Genomic DNA, 20,702 nt, shown 5'->3' on the forward strand with positions numbered 1-20,702 from the left:
CACCGGCCCCCGCACCGGCGCCGGACCACGTTGCCCGGGCGGTCCCGTCAGCTGCGATCCGGTCTGCCGAAGAACTCGGCGTAGCGGGCCGGCAGCTGGGTGAGGAGGTGGTCGAGCTGCCGGTCGGGGACCGCGTCCGCGACCGTGGACAGGACGGCGTCCGCGTCCCACTCGGCCGTACGGGGCCTTGCGCCGGTCTGCACGGACACCCGGCGCAGGAACTCGTCACAGTCGAACGGCTCGGGGCGCCCCCGGTCCAGATGCAGCGCCTCGTCCAGCGGCTCGGGCAGCCGGGCCGCCAGTTCCTCGGCCTCTTCCGCGGCGATCCGGGTGGCGAGCACCCACAGGACCGCCTCGCACACGTGCTCGGCCTCCTCCCGGCTGCGGTACTCCCCGCGGTCGCGGACCTGGGTCAGGAATTCTTCCAGTTGCACGGCGGCCTCCCACGTCGTCGCAGGCCATCACGGTGTACCGCGCCCCTCGCCGCGGGCCGCGTCCAGGGCGGCCGACGGCGACGGGTGATGTCGTCATTGTAGGTGCGCGGCGACGGCGCCGAAGGTTCGCCCGGTGCGCGGAGAAGGCGGCACATGCCTCACGGGCCGGGCCGGGCAGGCCCCGGCCCGGTACGGCGGGGGACGCGGCCCGTGCGGCGTCCTGGTGCGGGAGGCGAAGCCGGTCGGGTGATTGACGGGCCGGTCCCGGCTCGGGTGCGGCCCGTCGCACGCTCGGCCGGAGAGACTGCCGTCATCCCGACGGAGGTGGCGGACATATGCTCAGCGACAGCACAGCGACGATCCTTGCCGAGAGGCCGAGCGAGGCGGCGGTCGTCGCCGGTGCTCCGCGCGTGGCGCAGATCGCGGCGCGGTGCAGCCATGAGACGGAGGCCGCCCGGCGGCTTGCGCCCCAGGTGGTCGAGGCGGTGCGGGAGGCCGGGTTCGCCCGGCACTTCGTCCCGACGGCCTTCGGCGGCACGCAAGGCCGGTTCGTGGACATGACCACTGCGGTGGCCCTGGTCGGCGAGGGCTGCGCCTCGGCCGCCTGGGCCGCCTCCCTGTCCGCGTACGCCGCCCGGTACGGGGCGTACCTGCCCGTGGAGGGGCAGGCGGTGCTCTGGGGCGACGGGCCGGACGCCCTGATGGCGGGCGCGCTGATGCCGGCCGGCACGGCCGAGCCCGCCTCCGGTGGCTGGCGGCTCAGCGGTGAGTGGAAGTACATCAGCGGGGTGCGCTTCGCCGACTGGGTCTTCGCCTGCTCCGCCGTGCCCGGCAAGGTGGGCCCCGACGGGCGGGGCGAGGTGCGGTTCTTCGCGGTGCCGCAGGCGGACATCACCGTGAAGGACACCTGGTTCACGCTGGGCATGCGCGGGACCGGCAGCGACACCATGGTCCTGGACGACGTCTTCGTGCCCGAGTACCTGACGCTGTCGAGGTTCGACATCAACGCGGGGCGGGCGACGGCCTCCGAGGCCCGCTGCCACACGGCCCCCGTCAACGCCGTCAACGCCCTGCCGCTCGCGGTTCCCGTGGTGGGCGCCGCCCGGGGTGCGGTGCGGACGGCGGCCGAGCAGAACGTGAGCCGGGTCGACCGGCGGGGCGCCCCGCTGCGCGAGAAGACGTCGGTGCAGACCGACCTGGCCCGCTCGGCCGCCGAGGTGGACGCCGCGGAACTGCTGGTGCAGCGGGCCGCCCGGGTCGCCGACGGCGTCGAGGAGACCCAGGAGGGCGAGGCGGCGGTCCGTGGGCCGCGGGACCTCGCGCTGGCGGTGGAGCTGTCGGTGTCGGCCGTCGAACGGCTCTTCCGTGGCACCGGCACGACGGGCCATTTCGACGCCGACCCGGTCCAGCGGTTCTGGCGCGACGTCAGCACCGCCGCGTCCCACGTGATCTTCTCCTTCGAGACCGCCGGGGCGGCGTATGGGGCCTGGGCACTTGGCGTGGAGAGCACGGAGCCCAGGCGTTGACCCCGCCAAAACGGTAGGAGAGCGACACCCCGGCGCAAGCACAAGATCCAGACCCTCTTCCCTTCCCCGCCGTGCCCGGATATCCCTGGACCGGGAGAACCGGGCCGACGGACGGACGACGCGGAGGGAACGGGCCGATGGGCGACGAACGGCACTCGGACGGCTGGTACGTGGACGAGCGGTGCACCAACTGCGACGTCGCACGGCAGCTCGCACCCGGCTTGATCGGTGAGGTCGGCGGCCGCTCGGCGGTCCTGCGACAGCCGCACGACCAGGCGGAGGAGCGGCAGCTCCACGCCGCAGCGCATGCCTGCCACACCCGGTCGGTCCGTCCCCCCGGCGGGCGGCTGGACGCGGCACGGGACCCCTTCCCCCTGGCCCTGGACGACACCGTTCACCTGTGCGGACACAACTCCACGCACACCGCGGGGGCCAACTCCTATCTGTTACGCCGCCCCGACGGCACCGTGATGATGGTGGACACTCCGCGCTGGAGCCCCGCCCTGGCCACGCGTCACGAAGCGCTCGGCCCCGTCACCGACGTACTGCTCACCCACCGCGACCACGCCGCGCACGGCCGGCGCTACGCCGACCGCTTCGGCGCCCGGCTGTGGATCCACGAGGGAGACCTCGACGCCGCACCGGACGCGGACCGCGTGCTGCGCGGTACGGATCCGGTGGAGATCGCCCAAGGGGTGATCGCCCACCCCCTGCCCGGGCACACCCAGGGCAGCGTGCTCTTCCTCGCCGACGAGCGGTACTGCTTCAGCGGCGACAGCTTCTACTGGTCGCGCACCACGGCGGACATCGAGGTGGTCGAGAGCGTCACCTGGTACTCCATCAGCGAGCTGGCCGCCTCCTTGGCCCGGACCGCCGACCGGCTGCGCTTCGAATGGCTGCTGCCGGGGCACGGCGACCGCCGGCGCCTGCCCGCCGACGACATGGCCCGGCGGCTGCGGCAACTGACCGAGCGTACCCGCGAACTGCGGCCCAGGCCCGTCGACTTCGGGGCGGTGCGCTGGTGACGGGCCGTGGGCCGCGCCGGAACAGTACCGGGCGACTCGCCAACGGCGGCCCGCGACAGGGCTGTTTCCCCCGCTGAGTGACACCATCTGATGCCATGCGTGCTGCGTACATCGAGGAACTGGGTTCCGCGGACGTCATCCGGTACGGCGAGATCGCCGCGCCCCGGCCCGGTCCCACCGACGTGCTCGTGAACGTGCTGGCCACCACGGTCAACCCGGTGGACACCTTCGTGAGGTCGGGCCTCTTCCCCACCCATGTCAGCTTTCCCTTCGTGGTGGGCCGTGATCTGGTCGGCACGGTCGCCGAGGCGGGCCCCGGTGTGGCCGGCTTCCGCACGGGGGACCGGGTCTGGTGCAACAGCCTCGGGCACGGGGGCAGGCAGGGCGCGGCGGCGGAGCGGGCGGTCGTCGCGGCCGACCGGCTGTACCACCTGCCCGAGGGAGCCGACCCGTACGCCGCGGTGGCGGTGTTCCATCCGGCGGCGACCGCCTATCTGGCCCTGTTCGTCCACGGGCGGCTGAGCGCGGGCGAGACGGTGCTGGTCGCCGGCGCAGCGGGCCATGTCGGCAGTGCCCTGGTGACGATGGCGGCAAGGGCCGGCGCCCGTGTGCTCGCGACGGCGGGCGCCCGCGACGCACCGTACTGCGCGGAACTGGGCGCGTCCGAGGTGTTCGACTACCGGGATCCGGAACTGACCGAGAGGATCCGCGGTGCGGCGCCCGCGGGACTCGACCTGTGTCTGGACACGGCAGGGGTCAACGACCTGGAGACCACCGTCGACCTGCTCGCCCGCAGGGGCCGCGTGGTGCTGCTGGCGGGCGCCCGGACCCGCCCCGTACTGCCCGCCGGGTCGCTGTACATGAACGACCGCTCCGTCGTGGGGTTCGTCATCTCCCACGCGACCTGCGACGAACTCGCCGAAGCCGCCGCGTACATCAACGACCTGGTGGCCCGGGGTGCCCTGTGCCCGCGCGGCGTCGAGTGCCTCCCGCTCGCCGCGGCCGCCGACGCACACGCCCGGATCGAGAGGGGCGAGCTGCGCGGACGGCGCATCGTCCTGCGCACGGACCTCACCGGTCCTTGATGTGCGGGATGTTCATCGCCCGGGGAAACCGCCTCAGGTGATGTGCCGCAGCAAGGCCGCGACCGCCGCGGGCGCCTCGCCGTGCGGACGTACCACCATCACCTTCCAGCTCGGTGCGTGCCGGGCGAAGCGGTATGTCGCCAGGTCGGGGAAGCGGTCGGCGATCGTCGGAGGCATGACGCAGACGCCGAGGTCGTTGCGGACCAGTTCGGACGCGGCCACGATGTCGTTCACCTCGAAGGTCGTGGTGCGGTCGACGCCGGCGGCGCGGAAGGCCCGGTCGACGGCGTGGCGGATCGCCCAGCCCGGGGTGAAGTCCACCAGGGGCAGCTGCGCCACCGTCTCCGGTTCGACGGCGCCTTCGGGAGCGCGCGCGGCGAGGTCCCGGCGCGGGGAGGCGACCAGGACCATCTCCTCCCGGGACAGGAGCCGGGTCACGAGCCCCCGCTGCTGCTGCCGGTCCAGAGCCACCACGGCCAGGTCCACCGTGCCCTCGCGCAACGCCTGGCGGATGTCGGCCACCGCCGCCTGCCGCAGCCGTACCACCACCCCCGGGTGGTCCGACCGCAGCGCGGCCAGAGCGTGGTGCAGCCCCGCCCACACACCCTGCATGATGCCGACGGTCACCCGCCCGCGCTGCTCTCCCCTGGCCGCGTCCACCGCCTCACGCGCCTCCTCGGCGGCGCGCAGGGTGGCTCGTGCGGCCGGTACGAAGGCTTCACCGGCCGGGGTGAGCGCCACCCGGTGGGTGGTCCGGGTGAACAGCGGCGTGCCCAGCTCCCGTTCGAGGGCGCGGACCGTGCCGGAGACGGCGGACTGGACCAGGTGCAGCCGCCTCGCCGCCGCCGTGAATCCACCCGTGTCGGCCACCGCGACGACGACTTCCATCTGCCGCAGGTCCATCATCCGCTCCAGGTGACGCCGAGCCCGCCCGAGGGGCGACGATCTTCGCTGCATCGTATGCGGACGGGCGGAGACGGACGCCGGTTGACGGGCGCCGCTCGAAGGGCGCCGGCCGCCTCCCTGCCGTGGGAGGACCCCCGCCGGGCCCCTGCGGCCCTCTCACCGGGCGCCCCGGCCGGGAGTGCGGCCCTGCGTACGGTGCTCGGTGAGCCAGTAAAGCAGCGCCGGCACCGGCAGGGCCGCGCCGAGGGCGGTCACCGCCGTCCAGCCGCCGGAGTGGTAGGTCAGCGAGCCGAGCTGGGAGCCGAGCGCGCCGCCGAGGAAGAACGTGGCGATGAAGGCGCTGTTGAGGCGGGCCCGGGCGTGCGGATCGAGCTGGTAGATGGTGTGCTGGCCGAGGATGAGGGTGGCCTGGACCGCCATGTCGAGGAGGATGGCGGCGAGGGCGATCAGGACGATGTGGTGGCGCCCGAAACCGGCGACGGCGAAGGCGAGCGCGGCAAGGGCGAACGCGGCGCCCGTCACGGGCCGGGTCAGCCCGCGGTCGGCCCACCGCCCGGCCGGCGGCGCCACGGCCGCTCCGGCCGCGCCGACGAGAGCGAAGACACCGATGCCGACGGGGGAGTAGCGGAATCCGGGACCGGTGAGGACGTAGGAGATGGTGGTCCAGAAGGCGCTGAAGGCACCGAACATCGCCGCCTGGTACAGGCCGCGGCGCAGCAGCGCGGGGTGGGTGCGGATCAGCTGGAGGGTCGAGTGCAGTACGCGGACGTACGGAATCGCCGTGGTGGGCGCCTGCTGCGGCAGCGCCGAGCGCAGGGCGACGGCGAGGACGGCCATCAGCACGGCGGAGCCCAGGTAGACCACGCGCCAGCCCGCGAGGTCGGACACCAGGCTGCTCAGGGTGCGCGAGAGCAGGATCCCGGTGAGCAGCCCGCTCATCACCCGGCCCACGATCCGGCCGCGGGCGTGGTCGGGCGCGAGGCTCGCGGCGAAGGGGACGAGGATCTGGGCGACGACCGAGGTGGCGCCGCCGACCAGGGACGCGATCAGCAGCATGGGGAAGTCCGTGGCCAGCCCGGCCGTCACCAGGGCGACCGCGGTGACCGCCAGCAGAGCGGTGATCAGGCGGCGCTTCTCCAGCCGGTCGCCGAGCGGGACCAGGAAGACCATGCCGGTCACATAGCCGACCTGGGTGAGGGTGATCAGCCCGCCGGTCGCCGCGGTACTGGTGTGGAAGACCTCCCTCAGCGAGGACAGCAGGGGCTGGGCGTAGTAGAGGTTGGCGACCGTCATACCGGAGCCGACGGCCAGCAGGGCGATCAGCCGGCCCGGCACACCGTGCGCGGGTTCGGCGCTCGTCGCACACCGACGCGAGGTCCGGAGGTCGGATGTCTGGGGCACGGGCACCTTCTTCGGAACGGGGAGCCGGCCGGTCCGGCTCCGGCGATGCCTGGGGGCTGCCGAGCGGCTTCCTCGCCGCTCTCACGCCGCATCAGCGCCGGGCCGCTCCTTGGGCTTCCCGTCCCGGCGCGATGGCTGGGGATGTCTGTCATCTCTGCCGGAGATGGCCGGCCGCGTGGCATAATAGTTGAACATGAAACTACTATCCGGGGAGGCGGTCCGCGGTGAGCAACGTAGAGACGACACCCATGGAAGTGCGGTGCGGCGCGACGGTGGAAGGCGAGCGGCCGGCCGGGGCGGCGGCGCGTGTCGACGTGCTGACCCCGCGTGACGTGCCCCTCGGCGGTCCCCGGGCGATGACCGTACGGCGGACACTGCCGCAGCGCGCCCGCACCCTGATCGGCGCCTGGTGCTTCGCCGACCACTACGGTCCCGACGACGTCTCGGTGACGGGCGGCATGCGTGTCGCACCGCATCCGCACACCGGGCTGCAGACGGTGAGCTGGCTGTTCACCGGGGAGATCGAACACCGGGACAGCATGGGCAACCACGCGTATGTACGGCCGGGCGAGCTGAACCTCATGACAGGCGGGTACGGCATCAGCCACTCGGAGGTCTCGACCCCGCGGACCAGCATCCTGCACGGCGTGCAGCTGTGGGTGGCGCTGCCGGAGGAACACCGCGACGCCGAAAGGGACTTCCAGCACTACGCGCCCGAACCCGCGCTGGTCGACGGGGCCGAGATCAGGGTCTTCCTCGGCTCGCTCGCCGGCCGCGTCTCACCCGTGCGGACCTTCACCCCACTGCTCGGCGCCGAGATCGTGCTCCAGCCGCGCGCGACCCTCACGCTGACCGTCGATCCCGGCTTCGAACACGGCCTCCTGGTCGACCAGGGGGAGGTGCGCCTCGCCGGCACCACGGTCGGCGCCGCGGAGCTGGGCCATGTCCCCACCGGCCACCACGCGTTGACCCTGACGAACGAGTCGGACGCTGTCGCGCGGACGGTGCTGCTCGGCGGAACGCCATTCGAGGAGGAGATCGTCATGTGGTGGAACTTCGTCGGGCGCAGCCACGAGGACATCGCCAAGGCCAGGGAGGAGTGGCAGAACTCCTCCGACCGGTTCGGCGTCGTCGAGGGCTATCCGGGAGAGCGTCTTCCCGCCCCGGCCCTGCCGAACGCCGTCATCCTGCCGCGCAGGAACCCGCCGCGCCGCTGACCGGTCCACCGGCACCGCCGCGCGGAGGAATGCCCACGCCCGACGCGGTGCCGTACGCCGCGGAGCTCCGTACAGGCTGTCGTCACCTTCCGTACGCCTCGGTGCGGCAGCGTGGCCTCATGACGTACGACCGCATACCGTCCGTGGACGCGCTCATGGCGCTGCTGGCCGACTGTGAGGACGTCTGGGACACCCCGGACCGGACCGGCGACCCGGTGGACCTGCTCGACCACGGCCTCCAGGTCGCCGCGCTGCTCGCCGCGAGCCACCCGGACGACGAGGAACTGCAGGTGGCCGGGCTCCTTCACGACATCGGCCACTGTCTGGTGCCCGCCGGCGAGGAAGGGCACGGCAGGCACGGCGCGGAAGCGGTCGAGGGCCTGCTCGGGCCACGGGTCGCCCGCCTGGTGGCCGCGCACATTCCGGCCAAGCGCTATCTGGCGGCCGCCGATCCGCGGCTGGTCCTGTCGCCGGAGAGCGCCCGTACGCTCGGCTGCCAGGGAGGGCCCATGACGCCGGCGGAGGCGGCGGCCTTCGAGGCGGACCCAGACTTCCCGGCGGCGATCGCACTGCGCCGCGCCGACGACGCGGGCAAGGTGGTCGGCCTGGCGGTGGCTCCGCTCGGGACGTGGCGACCGGTCGTGGAGCGGGTCGCCACCGGCCGTCGGCGGGACACGCGGGCCGGGGTGCTTCCGGATCCGGTGCCGAGGGCGAGCGCCGCGGAGGCGGCCGCTCAGTGATCGGTCGTGAGGTCCGCGCGCTCCACGGCGGGCAGCCCCGCCGCCAGGTGGGCCTCGGCGGCCGCCGCAAGCTGTACGGGCCGGCCCGCCCGGCGGTGCGGCGGCGATCGAGCCCAGCGCGGCGGCCCGGCTGAGGGTGAGCCCCAGCAGTTGGCCGATCTGCGGGTCGGACCGGTCGGAGCCCACGGGCACCTCCGGCGCGCAGGCGGGGCGCCGGAGCGCACCGCCGGCAGGAAGCGGTCGGACCATCGCGCGACCCGCTCCGCCGGGAGCACCCTGCGCATCGCGTCGGCCTCGTCAGCGCCGGCGAGGGAGTCCCGGCCCGACGGGTCCCAGTGCGCGGGTGCGTCGTGGTCCTCGGTGAACCTGTCCCGCAGGCGTCGCCGTACGGCCTCGGTGGCCGCGGCGGGCGGTGCCCCGTGTCGAGCACGGGGCCCGGGACGAAGGCGCTGTCGGGATGGTTCCCGTGGCGCACGGGGGACGTCGCCTTCGGCGGCCAGTCCGCGAGCGGTGTGCCGACGGCGGCGACAGCCGGTGCCGGACGCTCGGCCCGGCGGTCGCCGGCCGCAGCGTGGAGCCGGCCGCGTGGGGGCGAGCGGCATCAGTGGGTGGTTCCCTCGCTGACCTTCAGATCGTGTTCCGCGGGAGTGCCGGCGGCGGTGAGCAGCAGGGCGCGCAGACCGTGGGCCACGGTGGTGGGCTCCAGGGCCGGCGCGGTCCCGTCCGTGACCTGCTCCGGCGCCCAGGGCACATGCACGAAACCGCCGCGGGCGTGCGGGAACTCGGTGGCGATGAGATGACCGAGGCCGTACGCGACGTGGTTGCACACGAACGTGCCGGCCGTGTTGGAGACCGCGGCCGGCACCCCCGCCGCGCGCAGGGCGGCGACGCAGGCCTTCACGGGCAGGGTCGAGAAGTACGCGGCCGGGCCGCCCGGGACCACGGGCTCGTCGACGGGCTGGTTGCCGGCGTTGTCGGGGATGCGCGCGTCGTCGACGTTGATGCCGACGCGTTCGACGGTGACGCCGGGGCGGCCGCCCGCCTGGCCCAGACACAGGACCAGGTCGGGGCTCGAGGCGTGGATGGCGGCGCCCAGCGCGTCGATGGACCCGCCGAAGACACAGGGGAGTTTGGCGGCGGTGACAGTGAGTCCGGCCGGCGGCTCGGCGGCCACCAGGGAGGCGGCCTGCCAGGACGGGTTGACCCGCCGGCCGTCGAAGGGGGCGAAGCCGGTGATGAGCACGCGGGTCATGGCACTTCCTTCACGACGGGCACGGGCACGGGCAGGGGCATACGATCCGGGCCGCTCAGAAGGCGAACAGCGCCATGAGCGCGGTGGAGCAGACCAGGAGGGGCAGGGCCGTCGGTATCTGGGCCTTGATGGGGCCGTACTGGTCCTTCAGCTCGAGCAGGGTGGCCGGGACGATGTTGAAGTTGGCGGCCATCGGCGTGCACAGCGTTCCGGAGAAGCCGGCCAGCATGCCGATCGCCAGGACCGCCGGCGCATCGCCGTGCATCTGCTGGATGAGGACGGGCCAGCCGATCGCCGCCGTCATCACGGGGAACGCGGCGAAGGCATTGCCCATGATCACGGTGAACAGGAACATGCCGAGGCAGTACGCGAGGACGGCGAGATACTTCGACTGGTCCGGCAGCACGTCGTGCACGATCCTGCCGACCTGGGTACCGACCCCCGCGAGCGCGAAGATCGAGCCCAGTACGGCGAGGAGCTGGGGCAGCAGCAGGGCGGAGCCCATCGCCTCCAGCATGGAACGTCCGGAGTGGAGCGGGACGGACAGCCTCCGCTCGCCGGTGACCAGCATGCCGACGGCCAGCGCCACCAGGCAGCCGAGGCCGAGTCCGAGCAGGGTGGCCTTGCCCGTCTCGAACAGGCCGGACGTGTCGAGGAGGGAGGCGCAGACGATCGCGACGAGCGGGATCGTCAGGGCCGGGACGAAGATCCTGCTGCCCAGCCGGGTCGCGGAGGCCTCGCGTTCCTCGGGGGTGCTGGTGACCGGGACGCCCTTGCCGAGGAAGTTGAAGCCGGCGAGCACGATCAGGGCGAGCACGGCGACGCCGAGCGGTTCGGCGGGCAGGGTCCAGCCGCCGTTCTTCGCGGTCGCGTCGGCGACGCCGGTGCCGTAGGGGAAGGTGAGCCCGAGCAGGCCCCAGAACGCGGCGGACGTCCACCGCCTGGGGTTGCTGCGGTCGGTGGCCATCTGCAAGGCCATGACGACGAAGACGAGACCCACCAGCCAGTAGAGCCATTCGACCTTGATCACTTGTTGGTCTCCTTAGGGAGCGGCACGTCGTGTTCGGCGGCGGCGAGCGCCATCTCGCGCTGGAGCTGCCGGTCCAGGAGCAGCAGCCGTGCGCCGTGGACGAGGAAGGCGCAGACGGCCACCGGGATGGCCCACGCCGCCAGCTGGGTCGGCTCCAGGTTCTGGTGGTACGTCGAGTTGACAAAGCCCGTGATCAGGAGGATCGAGCCGATGGCGATGAAGCAGTCCTCACCGAAGAAAAGGCCCACCGTGTCGGCGGACGCGGAGTAGGAACGCACCTTCTCGCGCAGACGGTCGGGCAGTGCCGCGCCCGCCGAGCGCTCTGCGGCGGCCTCGGCCATGGGGGCGACCAGTGGCCGTACGGTCTGTGCGGGACCGGCGATGCCGGTGAGGCCGAGCGCCGCGGTGACCTGCCGCAGGAGCAGGTAGACGGTGAGGAACCGGCCGGCGCTGAGGCCGCCGAGCCGGCCGATGAGCCGGCGGGCCTGTTCACGCAGGCCGTAGCGCTCCAGCAGCCCGATCACGGGCAGCGCGACGGCGAAGACGGTGACCGAGCGGCTGTCGGCGAAGGACCGGCCGAAGGCCGCGAGGACCTCCAGCGGGTTCAGCCCGCCGAGCAGGCCGGTGAAGACACCGGCGACGCCCACCACGAGGACGGGGTTGCGGCGCGTGACGAATCCGAGGATCACCACGACGACGCCGAGAAGAACGATCATGCGGTGGCCTTAGGTGTGAGGGGCGGGACGCCCGAGCGGCGCGGATCCGGAGGGCTCCGAATCCGTGAGGGTGGCACGGACCCTAGAGGATCGTTCAACGATCGAACAAGAGGGCGGTCAGTAAATCCATCCCTTGTCGGATCGTTCAACAATCGCTTACGTTGGAGGGGTGATCGACCTCAACGCAGACCTCGGTGAGGGCTTCGGCCGCTGGACCCTCACCGACGACGACGCCCTGCTCTCCGTCGTGACCAGCGCCAACGTCGCCTGCAGCTTCCACGCGGGCGACCCCGCGGTGATGCGCCGCGTCTGCGACCTCGCCGCCGAACGCGGCGTCCGGATCGGCGCGCAGGTGTCCTACCGGGACCTGGCCGGCTTCGGGCGCCGGGCCATGGACGTACCGGCCGACGAACTGGCGGCGGAGACGGCCTACCAGATCGGAGCGCTGCGCGTCTTCGCCCAGGCCGCCGGCGCCGAGGTGGCCTACGTCAAGCCGCACGGCGCCCTGTACAACCGCACCGTGCACGACGCCGAACAGGCCGCGGCCGTCGTGGAGGGCGTGACTCTGGCGGGCGGGGCGCTGTCCGTGCTCGGCCTGCCGGGGTCGGAGCTGCTCGCCGCGGCCGAAGGGGCGGGTCTCACTCCCGTACCGGAGGCGTTCGCGGACCGCGCCTACACGCCCGCGGGCACGCTCGTGCCGCGACGCGAGGAGAACGCCCTGGTGACCGACGAAGAGGCGGTGGTCAGGCGCGCCGTCGCGTTCGCGGTGGACGGTGCGGTCGAGGCCGTGGACGGTACGACGGTCGCCGTCGCCGCCCGCTCCCTGTGCGTCCACGGCGACACCCCGGGCGCCGCCCGGATCGCGGCGCGGGTGCGCGCGGCCCTGGAGGCCGCCGGGATCAAGGTGGGGGCGTTCGCATGACGGAGAGCCGGTCCGTGCAGGTGCGCCTCGCCGGGCGGCACGCGGTGCTCGTCGAACTGCCGGACGCCGAGCACACCGGAGCCTTCCACGCCGAACTCCTGCGCCGGCGCGCGGCAGGCACGCTGCCCCCGGTCGTGGACATCGTGCCGGGTGCACGGACCGTGCTCCTGGACGGCGTCACGGACCCGGAGGAGCTGGCCCGCCGCATCGCCGGCTGGGACCCGCCGTCCCACGCCGCCGACGTCGGGCAGGTCGTGGAGATCCCCTTGCGCTACGACGGACCGGACCTGGACCGGGTGGCCGCCCTGTGGGGCGTCCGCGCGGAGGAGGTCGCCACACGCCATTCTGCCTACACCTACCGCGTCGCCTTCTGCGGCTTCGCCCCCGGCTTCGGCTACCTCACCGGACTCCCCGCCGCGCTGCACGTGCCGCGCCGCGACACACCCCGGACCAGGGTTCCGGCCGGCGCGGTCGCGCTCGCCGGCCCGTACAGCGCGGTGTACCCGCGCGCCACCCCCGGCGGCTGGCAGCTGATCGGAACCATGCCGGACCCGGCACCCCTGTGGGACCTCTCCCGCGAGGAACCGGCCCTCCTGACGCCGGGTACGCGGGTGCGGTTCGTGGGGGAGGTCCCCACGTCATGACAGGCAAGCTCACCGTCGTACGATCCGGCGCCCTCACCACCGTCCAGGACCGCGGCCGGCACGGCCATGCCCACCTCGGAGTCCCCCGCTCCGGCGCGCTGGACGCCGCCGCCATGAGGCTCGCCAACCTGCTGCTCGGCAACGCCCCCGAATGCGCCGTGCTGGAGACCACCCTGACCGGCTGCGCCCTGCGCCCCGACCGCGGCGTGACCGTCGTCGTCGGCGGCGCGCCCTGCCCGGTGACCGTCGACGGCCGCCCGGCGCCCTGGGGAGCGCCCGTACAGGTGCCCGCGGGCGCCGTGATCGACGCGGGCGCGGTGACGGCGGGGGTGCGCACGTACGTGGCCGTCGCGGGTGGCATCGCCGTCGAGCCCGTCCTCGGCAGCCGTTCGACCGACCTGCTGTCCGGCCTCGGCCCGGCGCCCCTGCGCGACGGCGACGTCCTGCCGCTGGGCGCCCCGACGCGCCGGGCGGCGCCTTCCGACAGCGCGCCCTGGCCCGCGCCGCCCACCGAACTCACCCTGCCGCTCCGGCTCGGCCCCCGCTCCGACTGGTTCACCGCCAACGCCCGGCGCACCCTCACCACGGCGACGTACCGGGTGTCGCAGCACAGCAACCGCATCGGCCTGCGCACCGAAGGGCCGCCGCTGGAGCGTGTGTCGGGCGCAGAGCTGCCCAGCGAGGGCATGGTCCTCGGCGCCGTACAGGTGCCCCCGGACGGGCGGCCCGTGGTGTTCCTGCACGACCACCCGACCACCGGCGGCTATCCCGTGATCGGCGTCGTCACGGAGGCCGCCCTCGCGGCCGCCGCACAGGCCGCCGCGGGCACGCCGGTCCGCTTCACCCTGGGGTGACCGCCCGCCGGGCAGCCTCCGCCCGGCACGCCCGGCACCGCGCCGCGCGGCGGGCGTGCCGGGCATCCGGCCGTGCGCGATTCTGTAGAGGTGGGTCATGTCCCATCCCCGCGTGTCCCGGCGGCCTACGCCGTCCCGGGCCGACGGGCGGTACGCGTGACGCTGGTCGCCGCGGCCGGTTTCTACCTCTTCCTCTACGGCCTGGGCCGTCCCGTGGCGGCCACCTACGCGCTGTTCGCCGCCGTGGCGCTGGGCGGACTCGCCAAGATCCCGGGCACCGGCCGGCAGCGTGCCGCGACGGTGGTCCGGCTGCTGCCCGTGTGCTGGCTGCTGGTCGCCGTCGGCACGTATCTGTCGGTACGGACCTGGAGCGCCGTCGTCGGCATGCTGGCGGTCGGCTTCACGCTGACCTTCGCCGCGGTGGGCGGCCCCCGCCCGGCAGGCGCGGCACCGGGCCTGCAACTCCTCTACATCCTCCCGTCGTTCCCGCCCTACGCCCCCGGCACCCTCGGCGAGCGCCTGATCGGGACCACCACCGGACTCGTCTTCCTCGTCGCCGCCGAAGCACTGGTCTTTCCCGAGCCCAGCCCGCCGTCCTACCGGGAACGCGCCGCCCACGCCGCACGGACCGCCGCCGACTGCGCGACCCGCCTCGCCGCACCGCCGTACGCCCTGACCGCCGCCTGCCTCGGGGCAGTCCGGGAAAGGGGCTCGTCGTTGCGGTCCCTGACCGTGCCCGAGGCGGAACGTCCGGCCGGGCCGGGGGTGCGCGACCGCGCCCTCGCCCACACCGGTCTCGCCCTGCGTACACTCCTCAGCCGCCTGGCCCAACTGCCTGCCACGCCGGACGGGCGACCCGGCCCCGAGGTGACCGCCGTACTGCGGGCCGTCGCGCGGCTTGCCACGGCGACCGCGGCCTGTCTGGAGAAAGGGCCGTCCCCGGTGGCGCCGTACGGGCGACTGGCCGAGGCACGCGCCCGCCTGTCGGCCGCGTCGGCGGCCCCGGCGGCCGCCGACGACCACACGCCGGGCTTGCCGCCCGCCGTACTGCGCCGGCACGCGGCCGTGCTCGAGATCGCCGACGCCGCACTCGCCTCGGCCACGGCGGCCGATGTGGCCGTACGCGGCAGACACGCCGCGGTGGAGATCGCACAGGGCCGCTTCTGGTATGCCAGGAGCCGGGCGCCGAGGCTGTGGTGGCACCGGCTGCAGGGGCACGCCGGGCGACGTTCGGTGTTCTTCCAGAACGCGGTCCGGCTGGCGCTGGCGCTGACCGCGGCCCGGCTCGTGGCGGGCGTGGACACGCTTCCGCATGGGTTCTGGGCCATGCTGGCGACGCTCACCCTCACCCGGACCACCATGGACGAGACCTGGCAGACCATCCGTGTGGCGCTCGCGGGCACCCTGGCGGGGGCCCTCCTGACCGCCGGGATACTGAGCCTGGCCGGGACCGACGCCACCGTCTACGCCGTCGTACTGCCGCTGTGGATGCTGTTCGGCTTCACGGTCGGGCCGGTCAAGGGCGTCGGCTGGGCGCAGGGTCTGTTCACCGTGCTCGTCGCCCTGGTCTTCGCCCAGCTGACACCGCCCACCTGGCGACTGGCGGAGGTCAGGCTGCTGGACGTGCTGGTGGGCAGCGCGATCGGCGCCGTCTTCGGACTGCTGGCCTGGCCGCGCGGCGCCCATGACGAGCTGCGCCACGCGGCGGCGGAACTCCTGCGCAGCGCGGCAGAGATCGTGGTGGCGACCGGCGCGTCGGTGGCGGGCGGCGGTGCGGTGGTCGCGTCGTCGGGGATGCCGGCACACCGGTCCCTGCAGCGCGCGATCATCCTCGCCGAGTCCGCGTACGCGCAGTTCCAGTGCGAGCCGGCACCCTTCGGCGGCGCGGCGCGCAGGCCGGCGCAACGCACCGTGGACTGGCAGGCCACACTGATGGCCGGCCACCACACCCTCTGGGGCTCCGACCGGCTGCTGACGCCGCCGCTCGTCCGGCTGGCGCCCGCCGTGGCCGAGTCCGTCAGCGGGCTGGGGGAGCGGGTGGCCGGACGGATGCTCCTGGTCTCGGCGGCCCTGGACCCCGGATCGGACACCCCGACCGGACGGCTTCCGCTGCTCGATCCCGCGATCGAGGGTGCCGTCACCGAGCCTCCCGGCGCGCCGCGCATGTACTACGCGACCGTGTCGTGGCTGGGCTCGCTGATGTCGGACCTGACACGGATCGCCCATGGCAGAACCGGACCCTGACCGGGCCCCGTGACGCCCCGGCGGGGCCCACCACCCACCGGCACCCACGGTCCGACGCCCGTCGGCGCACCGTTTGACGCGTGGCCCGGCGGGGACTCGGAGCCACATGTTCCGAAGCATCGCGCGGGGCTGCGCAGCCGGAGCTGCGGGCACCACCGCGTTGAACGCCGTGAGCTATCTCGACATGGCCCTGCGCGGCCGGCCGTCGAGCACCACTCCCGAAGCCGTGGTGGACAAGCTCACCACCGAGGCGGGGCACCCGCTCCCGGACGGGGACGGACGGGACAACCGGCTGTCCGGGATGGGGGCGCTCGCGGGCATCGCCGTCGGAGTCGGCACCGGCGCCGTCGTGTCACTGCTCCACCGGGCGGGTGTCCGGCCACCCGCGTGGCTGGGCGCCGTGCTGACGGGGGCCCTGGCGATGACGCTGACCGACGTGCCGATCGCGGGCCTGGACATCAGTGACCCGCGCACCTGGTCCGCCGCCGACTGGACCGCGGACGCCATCCCGCACCTGGCCTACGGTCTGGTCAGCTACCAGGTCATCGCGTCCGGGTGACGCTCGGCCGCCGGCCCCTCACCTCGATGACCTTCCGCCGCGTTGTGGGCCGCGTTGCGGCGCTCTCGGAAAACCTTGGCCGGGAGCGGTCGATGCTGGTAGGCATGGCGGGTGCGATTCGAGAGTGTTCCCATGCCGGCGGCGGTCGAGGCACGGCCCCGTGACGTTCGCGGGTATCCGGTGCCGGCGATCACTCCCTGGGAAGGGGAGGAGCCCCAGTTCGCGCTGACCGACTACGAACGCAGCGCCGCGTGCGCGCGCAAGCGTCTGTGCTCGGTGTGCAACCAGGACATGCCGCAGGGCCCGGTGTGGCGCGTGGTGGGAGCCGCGGAGAGCGCGGCGATCGGGGAGGCGCTGGCCGCCGGGCGGCCGTATCGCAATCTCGCGGCCACCCTCGAAGGACCGGGGCACCGCGCGTGCATGCTGTACGCCTCGATGGTGTGCCCCTACCTGGCCCGGCCCAACGCCCGGCGCGGCATGTCGGCGTCGGAGCCTGACGACATGACCTCGCATGTGGTGCGCGGCGCCGTCCGCGGCTCCATGGGAGCGGTGGTGGGGTTCGCCGAGTACGAGTACGCCGTCACCGGCAGCCGGGTGCTCTTCCGGTTCCTCGACGTCGTCGAGTTCCTGCCGCACGACACGGCCGACGCGCATCTGGACGAACTGCGGGCCGAGCTCGCCCGTTCGGCGAAGTGACCCGCACTCCGCGCCCCGGCCGCGCCCGGCCCGTTGCGTCGGCGAACGTCAGGGGCGGTACGCCGCCAGCCCGACCGTCGGGGTGACCTTGGCCGGATGACCCGTGCCGTCGGCCGGCAGGGTCACCGTGCCGGACGGGGTGCGCACCGCGAGGGTCTTGCCGTCGGGGGACCAGGCGGGCTCGGTGTAGTCGGTGGTGGCGTGCGGAGTCAGGTCCTTGATGTGGTTGCCGTGCATGAAGTCCTCGACGAGCACGTGGTCGTGGCCGGCGACCGAGCGTACGAAGACGACCTCCTCCTCGTTGGGGGACAGGGCCGGCTCCGAGCCCTTGGTGAGCTTGCCGCCCTGCTGGCGCAGGTAGTCGTCGCGGATGTACACGTCGCCGGTGTGGTCGTTGGCGTACACCGAGGTGCCGTAGTGGCCGGCCGCGTTCGGCCAGACGTTGTCGGTCTGCGGCAGCGCACCGCCCGGACCGGGGTCGCCGTACAGGGACAGCGTCTTGGGCGTGCCGTGAACGGCCTTGGCGGAGACGTACTTCAGGCGGGAGACACCGGCCGCGCGCGCCGCGAAGATGAGGTTGTCCTTGGCGGGGATGTTGTACCGGGTGTCCTTCGCGGTCACCTGCCACGTCGGGTGGGACCAGTTCTGGTTTCCGGGGTTCTTGGCGACGACGACGCGCCCGCTGCCGTCGGGGTTGGCGACGTCCAGGTTGCCGGAGCCGTCGACGAAGGCGGCCTTCTTGCCGTCGGGGGACCAGGCCAGGTCCCGGACCGGCACGCCGAAGTTCACCTTGTGGCCGCCGATCAGCACGTACGTGGAGCCGTTGCTGACGGTCAGGGTGCCGTGCGAGGCGGTGGTGGCGGCCGAGGCGGCGCCGGAGGCGCCCAGCAGCGCCGTGCCGGTGACGGCCGCGGCCACGGCGATGGCGGCCGCCATGGTGCGGGTACGCATGATCATGACTTGTATTCCCCCAGGAACATCGACTGGTCGGGTCGGTCGGTCGTGGTCGGTGCATCGGGCCTGAGTCGCCGCGCCTTCGCCCTGGCCGTGAAGACCGGACGATGGCCTGCCGCTCTGTCCGAAGCCGAGCTTGTCAGCCACTGATCTTCGAATCGTCTGTTCGGTGTCACAGGGGAGTAACACAGTCACCGGAGAGTGAAACATGCATTTCCGCGATGTGACGGCGTGCAGGATCTGCAGCCCCCGAGACCCGGCTTCCGCGCGTCGCACCTCCAGGCCGGCGTCCCCGCACCGGTCCGCCAGCCAGGCAGGGCTGATCCGCAGCTTGGGGTAGCTGCTGGTGCGCAGTTTTCGGCCGCCGTCCGCGCCACGCAGGTGCAGCAGGTCGTGGACCTCGACGAGCATCCAGGTGCAGTGCTCGGCGAGCAGACGCTCGTAGTGTTCAGCAACGCTGGTCACGGCTGTGTCCCCGCGATGGGATCGCCGCTCGCCGCCGAGTGTCCGGACAGGACCCAGGCGGCGAGGTCGGCGAGGTGGACGTGGGTGAGCGAGGCGTCCAGGGCGGCGCCGAGCATGGTCCGGTAGGTCAAAGTCGCCTTGGCGTAGCGTCGGCGGCCGGCCTCGGTGATCCTCGCGGCCGCCGCCCGCCCGTCTCCGGGAGCGGCGGCCCGTACGGCCAGGGACTGGCCCTCCGGCCGGGCGACCAGCCGGGTGACGGTGCTGTCCTTGAGGCCGATCCGATCCGCCAGTTCGCCCATGCGCAACGCCGCCCGCTGTCCGGGCGGGCCAGGGCACACAGCGCCCGGTACTCCGACAAGGGCAGTCCGTGGCGCCGCTGCTGAAGCGTTTCGTCCAACTGCTTCTCACGCGGCCCAACAGCCGTGCCGCCATGCACCAGCGGTCGTCCTGCTCGTCGTCGGCGGGCGAGGGGCCGAAGGCGGATCGTGCGTCCACGCCGCCATATCATCTGCTTGCTCAAGCAAGTAAACTGGCGCACCTTCAGCGAGACGGCCACACGTGGGCGGAACCCGTCAAGAGGTGGAACCACCGGTGTTGCGGCCCCCGGCAAGCCGTAGTGTCGCAAAGGCCGTCAATCCCGCCGCCGTGCCGAAGGTGAGGGCGGCCGGGACGCCGTTGCCGAGGCTGGAGAAGACGTACACGGGCCCCCAGATGCTGGACGTGTCGTCGATGGCCATGTGCAGGACTTGGCTGGCCAGCAGCCCCAGGACGGTTGCACAGACTGCGCCTGCCGCCATGGCCGGCAGCGTGCTCCGGGTGAGCAGGCCGGGCAGCAGCCGCAGTGCCCACCACACCACGGCCAGCAGGAGGATGTCGGCCGCCCGGTACAGCAGCCAGTGGCCGAGCGGTGTGGTCCGGGGGCCCGTCCAGGCGCCGAGCAGCAGCCACTGGCGCAGCAGGTCGCCGGGCTCGGACAGCAGTCCTCCACCGCTGAAGGAGGTCTGGATCCAGGCCGCCACCGATGTGTAGGAGAGCACCACGAGCGACAGTGCGACCACGGCGGTGCCGGCGCTCGCGGCCAGGCGAGCCGCACGCGGCGGCACACTGGGCCGGGGCAGCGGGTCCGTCCCCTTGGCGGTCGCGCGCGCCACGAGCACCGTGGGCGGGGCGGTCAGCAGCGCCGCGAACACCGCGGCCGGGCCGCTGGACGCGATCACGTCGGCCAGCTGCGGCAGGATCCGGTAGCTGCCGTTGCCCCGGGACGCGATCAGCCAGGGCGCGGAGACCGTCACTGCGAGGGTCGCGGCCACCGGGCCCCACGCCCACAGCGCCAGCAGTGTGGCCGGCGTACGGCCCTGCGCCGGCGGGATCCGGCGGACCAGGAGCAGCGCGCCGGCCAGGAAGAACACGAAGAGCGCGACGAATCTGATCTGCATCGCGGTGCTGTACAGATCGGCGTACTGGGTGCCCGCACCGAAGGCCGTGTCTGCGGCGGACCCGTCGGAGAACTGTGCCGCCGGGGGATCGTACGACCAGGGAGCGAGCCAGAGCCTGAGTGCGGTCGCGGACTGAACGTCGAACACCTGGGTGGTACCCCGCAGTTGCAGTGCCGCTGTGCTCGCCCCCGCCCACCACAACAACAGTGTCATCAGCAGGCTGCCGACCAGGGCCGGTATCGCCGCGCGCCGGAATGTCATGCGTCTTCCCCCGCCGTGATCTGCTCGGACCGGCCATCAGGAACCGCCTGGTCGTGGCCGTGGGCGACACTCCACGCGAGGGCAGTCGGCGCCACACGTGTCCCGGCCGTACCGAGCTTCATGGGTCTGTTCATGGTGGGGATTCTGTCGGTTCGCAGTCGGTGTCGCCTGAGTACGCGTACTCAGCGCCTGCTGGTGATCAAACTTGCTGCGGCGGCCAAGTCGAGCAGCGCTTGCGCAGCCCCGCGCGCGTCATGGCCACCTTCCACGTCCGCTGACGCGCCCCGCGGCCGGTCACAACCTTCTGCTTCGGCCACCGCCTGCGCATGCGTGCT

General features: G+C 73.4%; 20 protein-coding genes and 1 pseudogene. 11 read left to right on the forward strand and 10 right to left on the reverse strand.

What is annotated here, in order from left to right:
- Window positions 1-47: 47 nt before the first annotated feature.
- Window positions 48-434 carry a DUF2267 domain-containing protein gene (locus ABZ919_RS27800; RefSeq protein WP_361252935.1) on the reverse strand — a complete coding sequence of 129 codons (387 nt, stop codon included), beginning with the start codon at window positions 432-434 and terminating at the stop codon, window positions 48-50.
- A gap of 335 nt (window positions 435-769) precedes the next feature.
- Between ABZ919_RS27800 and ABZ919_RS27805 the strand changes: the two genes are divergently transcribed.
- The 3 genes from ABZ919_RS27805 to ABZ919_RS27815 all read left to right on the forward strand — a co-directional run bounded on the left by ABZ919_RS27805 (window position 770) and on the right by ABZ919_RS27815 (window position 4,070).
- A complete protein-coding gene (locus ABZ919_RS27805) occupies window positions 770-1,960 on the forward strand; it encodes an acyl-CoA dehydrogenase family protein (RefSeq protein WP_361252937.1) in 1,191 nt (396 codons plus the stop codon).
- Between the two features lie 137 nt (window positions 1,961-2,097).
- Complete coding sequence (locus ABZ919_RS27810) at window positions 2,098-2,985, forward strand: MBL fold metallo-hydrolase (protein ID WP_361252939.1); 888 nt, start codon at window positions 2,098-2,100, stop codon at window positions 2,983-2,985.
- 95 nt (window positions 2,986-3,080) lie between these two features.
- A complete protein-coding gene (locus tag ABZ919_RS27815; RefSeq protein WP_361252941.1) occupies window positions 3,081-4,070 on the forward strand; it encodes an NADPH:quinone reductase in 990 nt (329 codons plus the stop codon).
- 33 nt (window positions 4,071-4,103) lie between these two features.
- On the opposite strand, the gene ABZ919_RS27820 is transcribed toward ABZ919_RS27815, so the two are convergent.
- Both ABZ919_RS27820 and ABZ919_RS27825 read right to left on the reverse strand, forming a co-directional pair.
- Window positions 4,104-4,973 (reverse strand): LysR family transcriptional regulator, encoded by an 870-nt coding sequence (locus ABZ919_RS27820; protein ID WP_361252943.1) that lies wholly within the window; start codon window positions 4,971-4,973, stop codon window positions 4,104-4,106.
- Window positions 4,974-5,132: 159 nt separating this feature from the next.
- Window positions 5,133-6,377 (reverse strand): MFS transporter, encoded by a 1,245-nt coding sequence (locus tag ABZ919_RS27825; protein ID WP_361252945.1) that lies wholly within the window; start codon window positions 6,375-6,377, stop codon window positions 5,133-5,135.
- Between the two features lie 224 nt (window positions 6,378-6,601).
- Between ABZ919_RS27825 and ABZ919_RS27830 the strand changes: the two genes are divergently transcribed.
- Complete coding sequence (locus tag ABZ919_RS27830) at window positions 6,602-7,594, forward strand: pirin family protein (protein WP_361252947.1); 993 nt, start codon at window positions 6,602-6,604, stop codon at window positions 7,592-7,594.
- Between the two features lie 119 nt (window positions 7,595-7,713).
- On the forward strand, window positions 7,714-8,334 hold the full coding sequence (locus ABZ919_RS27835; protein WP_361252949.1) for an HD domain-containing protein: 621 nt from the start codon (window positions 7,714-7,716) through the stop codon (window positions 8,332-8,334).
- Here the strand turns inward: ABZ919_RS27835 and ABZ919_RS27840 are convergent.
- From ABZ919_RS27840 to ABZ919_RS27855, 4 genes and pseudogenes are all read right to left on the reverse strand, one after another.
- Window positions 8,328-8,872: pseudogene (locus tag ABZ919_RS27840) on the reverse strand (DUF2891 family protein); the annotation flags it as partial. The gene ABZ919_RS27835 and the pseudogene ABZ919_RS27840 sit on opposite strands and share 7 nt — an antisense overlap.
- Window positions 8,873-8,935: 63 nt before the next feature.
- Complete coding sequence (pcp, locus tag ABZ919_RS27845; protein ID WP_361252951.1) at window positions 8,936-9,586, reverse strand: pyroglutamyl-peptidase I; 651 nt, start codon at window positions 9,584-9,586, stop codon at window positions 8,936-8,938.
- A 55-nt stretch (window positions 9,587-9,641) separates the two neighbouring features.
- A complete protein-coding gene (locus tag ABZ919_RS27850) occupies window positions 9,642-10,616 on the reverse strand; it encodes a DUF979 domain-containing protein (RefSeq protein WP_361252953.1) in 975 nt (324 codons plus the stop codon).
- Window positions 10,613-11,332, reverse strand: coding sequence for a DUF969 domain-containing protein (locus ABZ919_RS27855; protein ID WP_361252955.1), 720 nt, complete (start codon window positions 11,330-11,332; stop codon window positions 10,613-10,615). The genes ABZ919_RS27850 and ABZ919_RS27855 overlap by 4 nt, the downstream gene beginning before the upstream one ends.
- A gap of 169 nt (window positions 11,333-11,501) precedes the next feature.
- On the opposite strand from ABZ919_RS27855, the gene ABZ919_RS27860 reads away from it, so the two are divergent.
- The 6 genes from ABZ919_RS27860 (at window position 11,502) to ABZ919_RS27885 (ending at window position 17,251) form a co-directional block, all read left to right on the forward strand.
- Complete coding sequence (locus ABZ919_RS27860) at window positions 11,502-12,254, forward strand: 5-oxoprolinase subunit PxpA (protein WP_361252957.1); 753 nt, start codon at window positions 11,502-11,504, stop codon at window positions 12,252-12,254.
- Window positions 12,251-12,898, forward strand: a complete 648-nt coding sequence (locus tag ABZ919_RS27865; RefSeq protein WP_361252959.1) for an allophanate hydrolase subunit 1 — start codon at window positions 12,251-12,253, stop codon at window positions 12,896-12,898. The genes ABZ919_RS27860 and ABZ919_RS27865 overlap by 4 nt, the downstream gene beginning before the upstream one ends.
- Window positions 12,895-13,752 (forward strand): biotin-dependent carboxyltransferase family protein, encoded by an 858-nt coding sequence (locus ABZ919_RS27870; RefSeq protein ID WP_361252961.1) that lies wholly within the window; start codon window positions 12,895-12,897, stop codon window positions 13,750-13,752. The genes ABZ919_RS27865 and ABZ919_RS27870 overlap by 4 nt, the downstream gene beginning before the upstream one ends.
- Before the next feature lie 90 nt (window positions 13,753-13,842).
- Window positions 13,843-15,996: an FUSC family protein gene (locus ABZ919_RS27875; protein WP_361252963.1), complete on the forward strand. Its 2,154-nt coding sequence runs from the start codon at window positions 13,843-13,845 to the stop codon at window positions 15,994-15,996.
- Between the two features lie 106 nt (window positions 15,997-16,102).
- Window positions 16,103-16,555, forward strand: coding sequence for a hypothetical protein (locus ABZ919_RS27880; protein ID WP_361252965.1), 453 nt, complete (start codon window positions 16,103-16,105; stop codon window positions 16,553-16,555).
- 132 nt (window positions 16,556-16,687) lie between these two features.
- A complete protein-coding gene (locus ABZ919_RS27885) occupies window positions 16,688-17,251 on the forward strand; it encodes a hypothetical protein (protein WP_361252967.1) in 564 nt (187 codons plus the stop codon).
- Between the two features lie 48 nt (window positions 17,252-17,299).
- On the opposite strand, the gene ABZ919_RS27890 is transcribed toward ABZ919_RS27885, so the two are convergent.
- The 3 genes from ABZ919_RS27890 to ABZ919_RS27900 all read right to left on the reverse strand — a co-directional run bounded on the left by ABZ919_RS27890 (window position 17,300) and on the right by ABZ919_RS27900 (window position 20,367).
- Window positions 17,300-18,208 (reverse strand): hypothetical protein, encoded by a 909-nt coding sequence (locus tag ABZ919_RS27890; RefSeq protein ID WP_361252968.1) that lies wholly within the window; start codon window positions 18,206-18,208, stop codon window positions 17,300-17,302.
- 458 nt (window positions 18,209-18,666) lie between these two features.
- Window positions 18,667-18,969 (reverse strand): hypothetical protein, encoded by a 303-nt coding sequence (locus ABZ919_RS27895; RefSeq protein ID WP_361252970.1) that lies wholly within the window; start codon window positions 18,967-18,969, stop codon window positions 18,667-18,669.
- Window positions 18,970-19,242: 273 nt separating this feature from the next.
- Entirely contained in the window at window positions 19,243-20,367 is a 1,125-nt protein-coding gene (locus ABZ919_RS27900) for a hypothetical protein (RefSeq protein WP_361252972.1), read from the reverse strand.
- Window positions 20,368-20,702 lie beyond the last annotated feature (335 nt).

This window comes from Streptomyces sp. NPDC046759, from assembly GCF_040645475.1.
GTDB lineage: Bacteria > Actinomycetota > Actinomycetes > Streptomycetales > Streptomycetaceae > Streptomyces.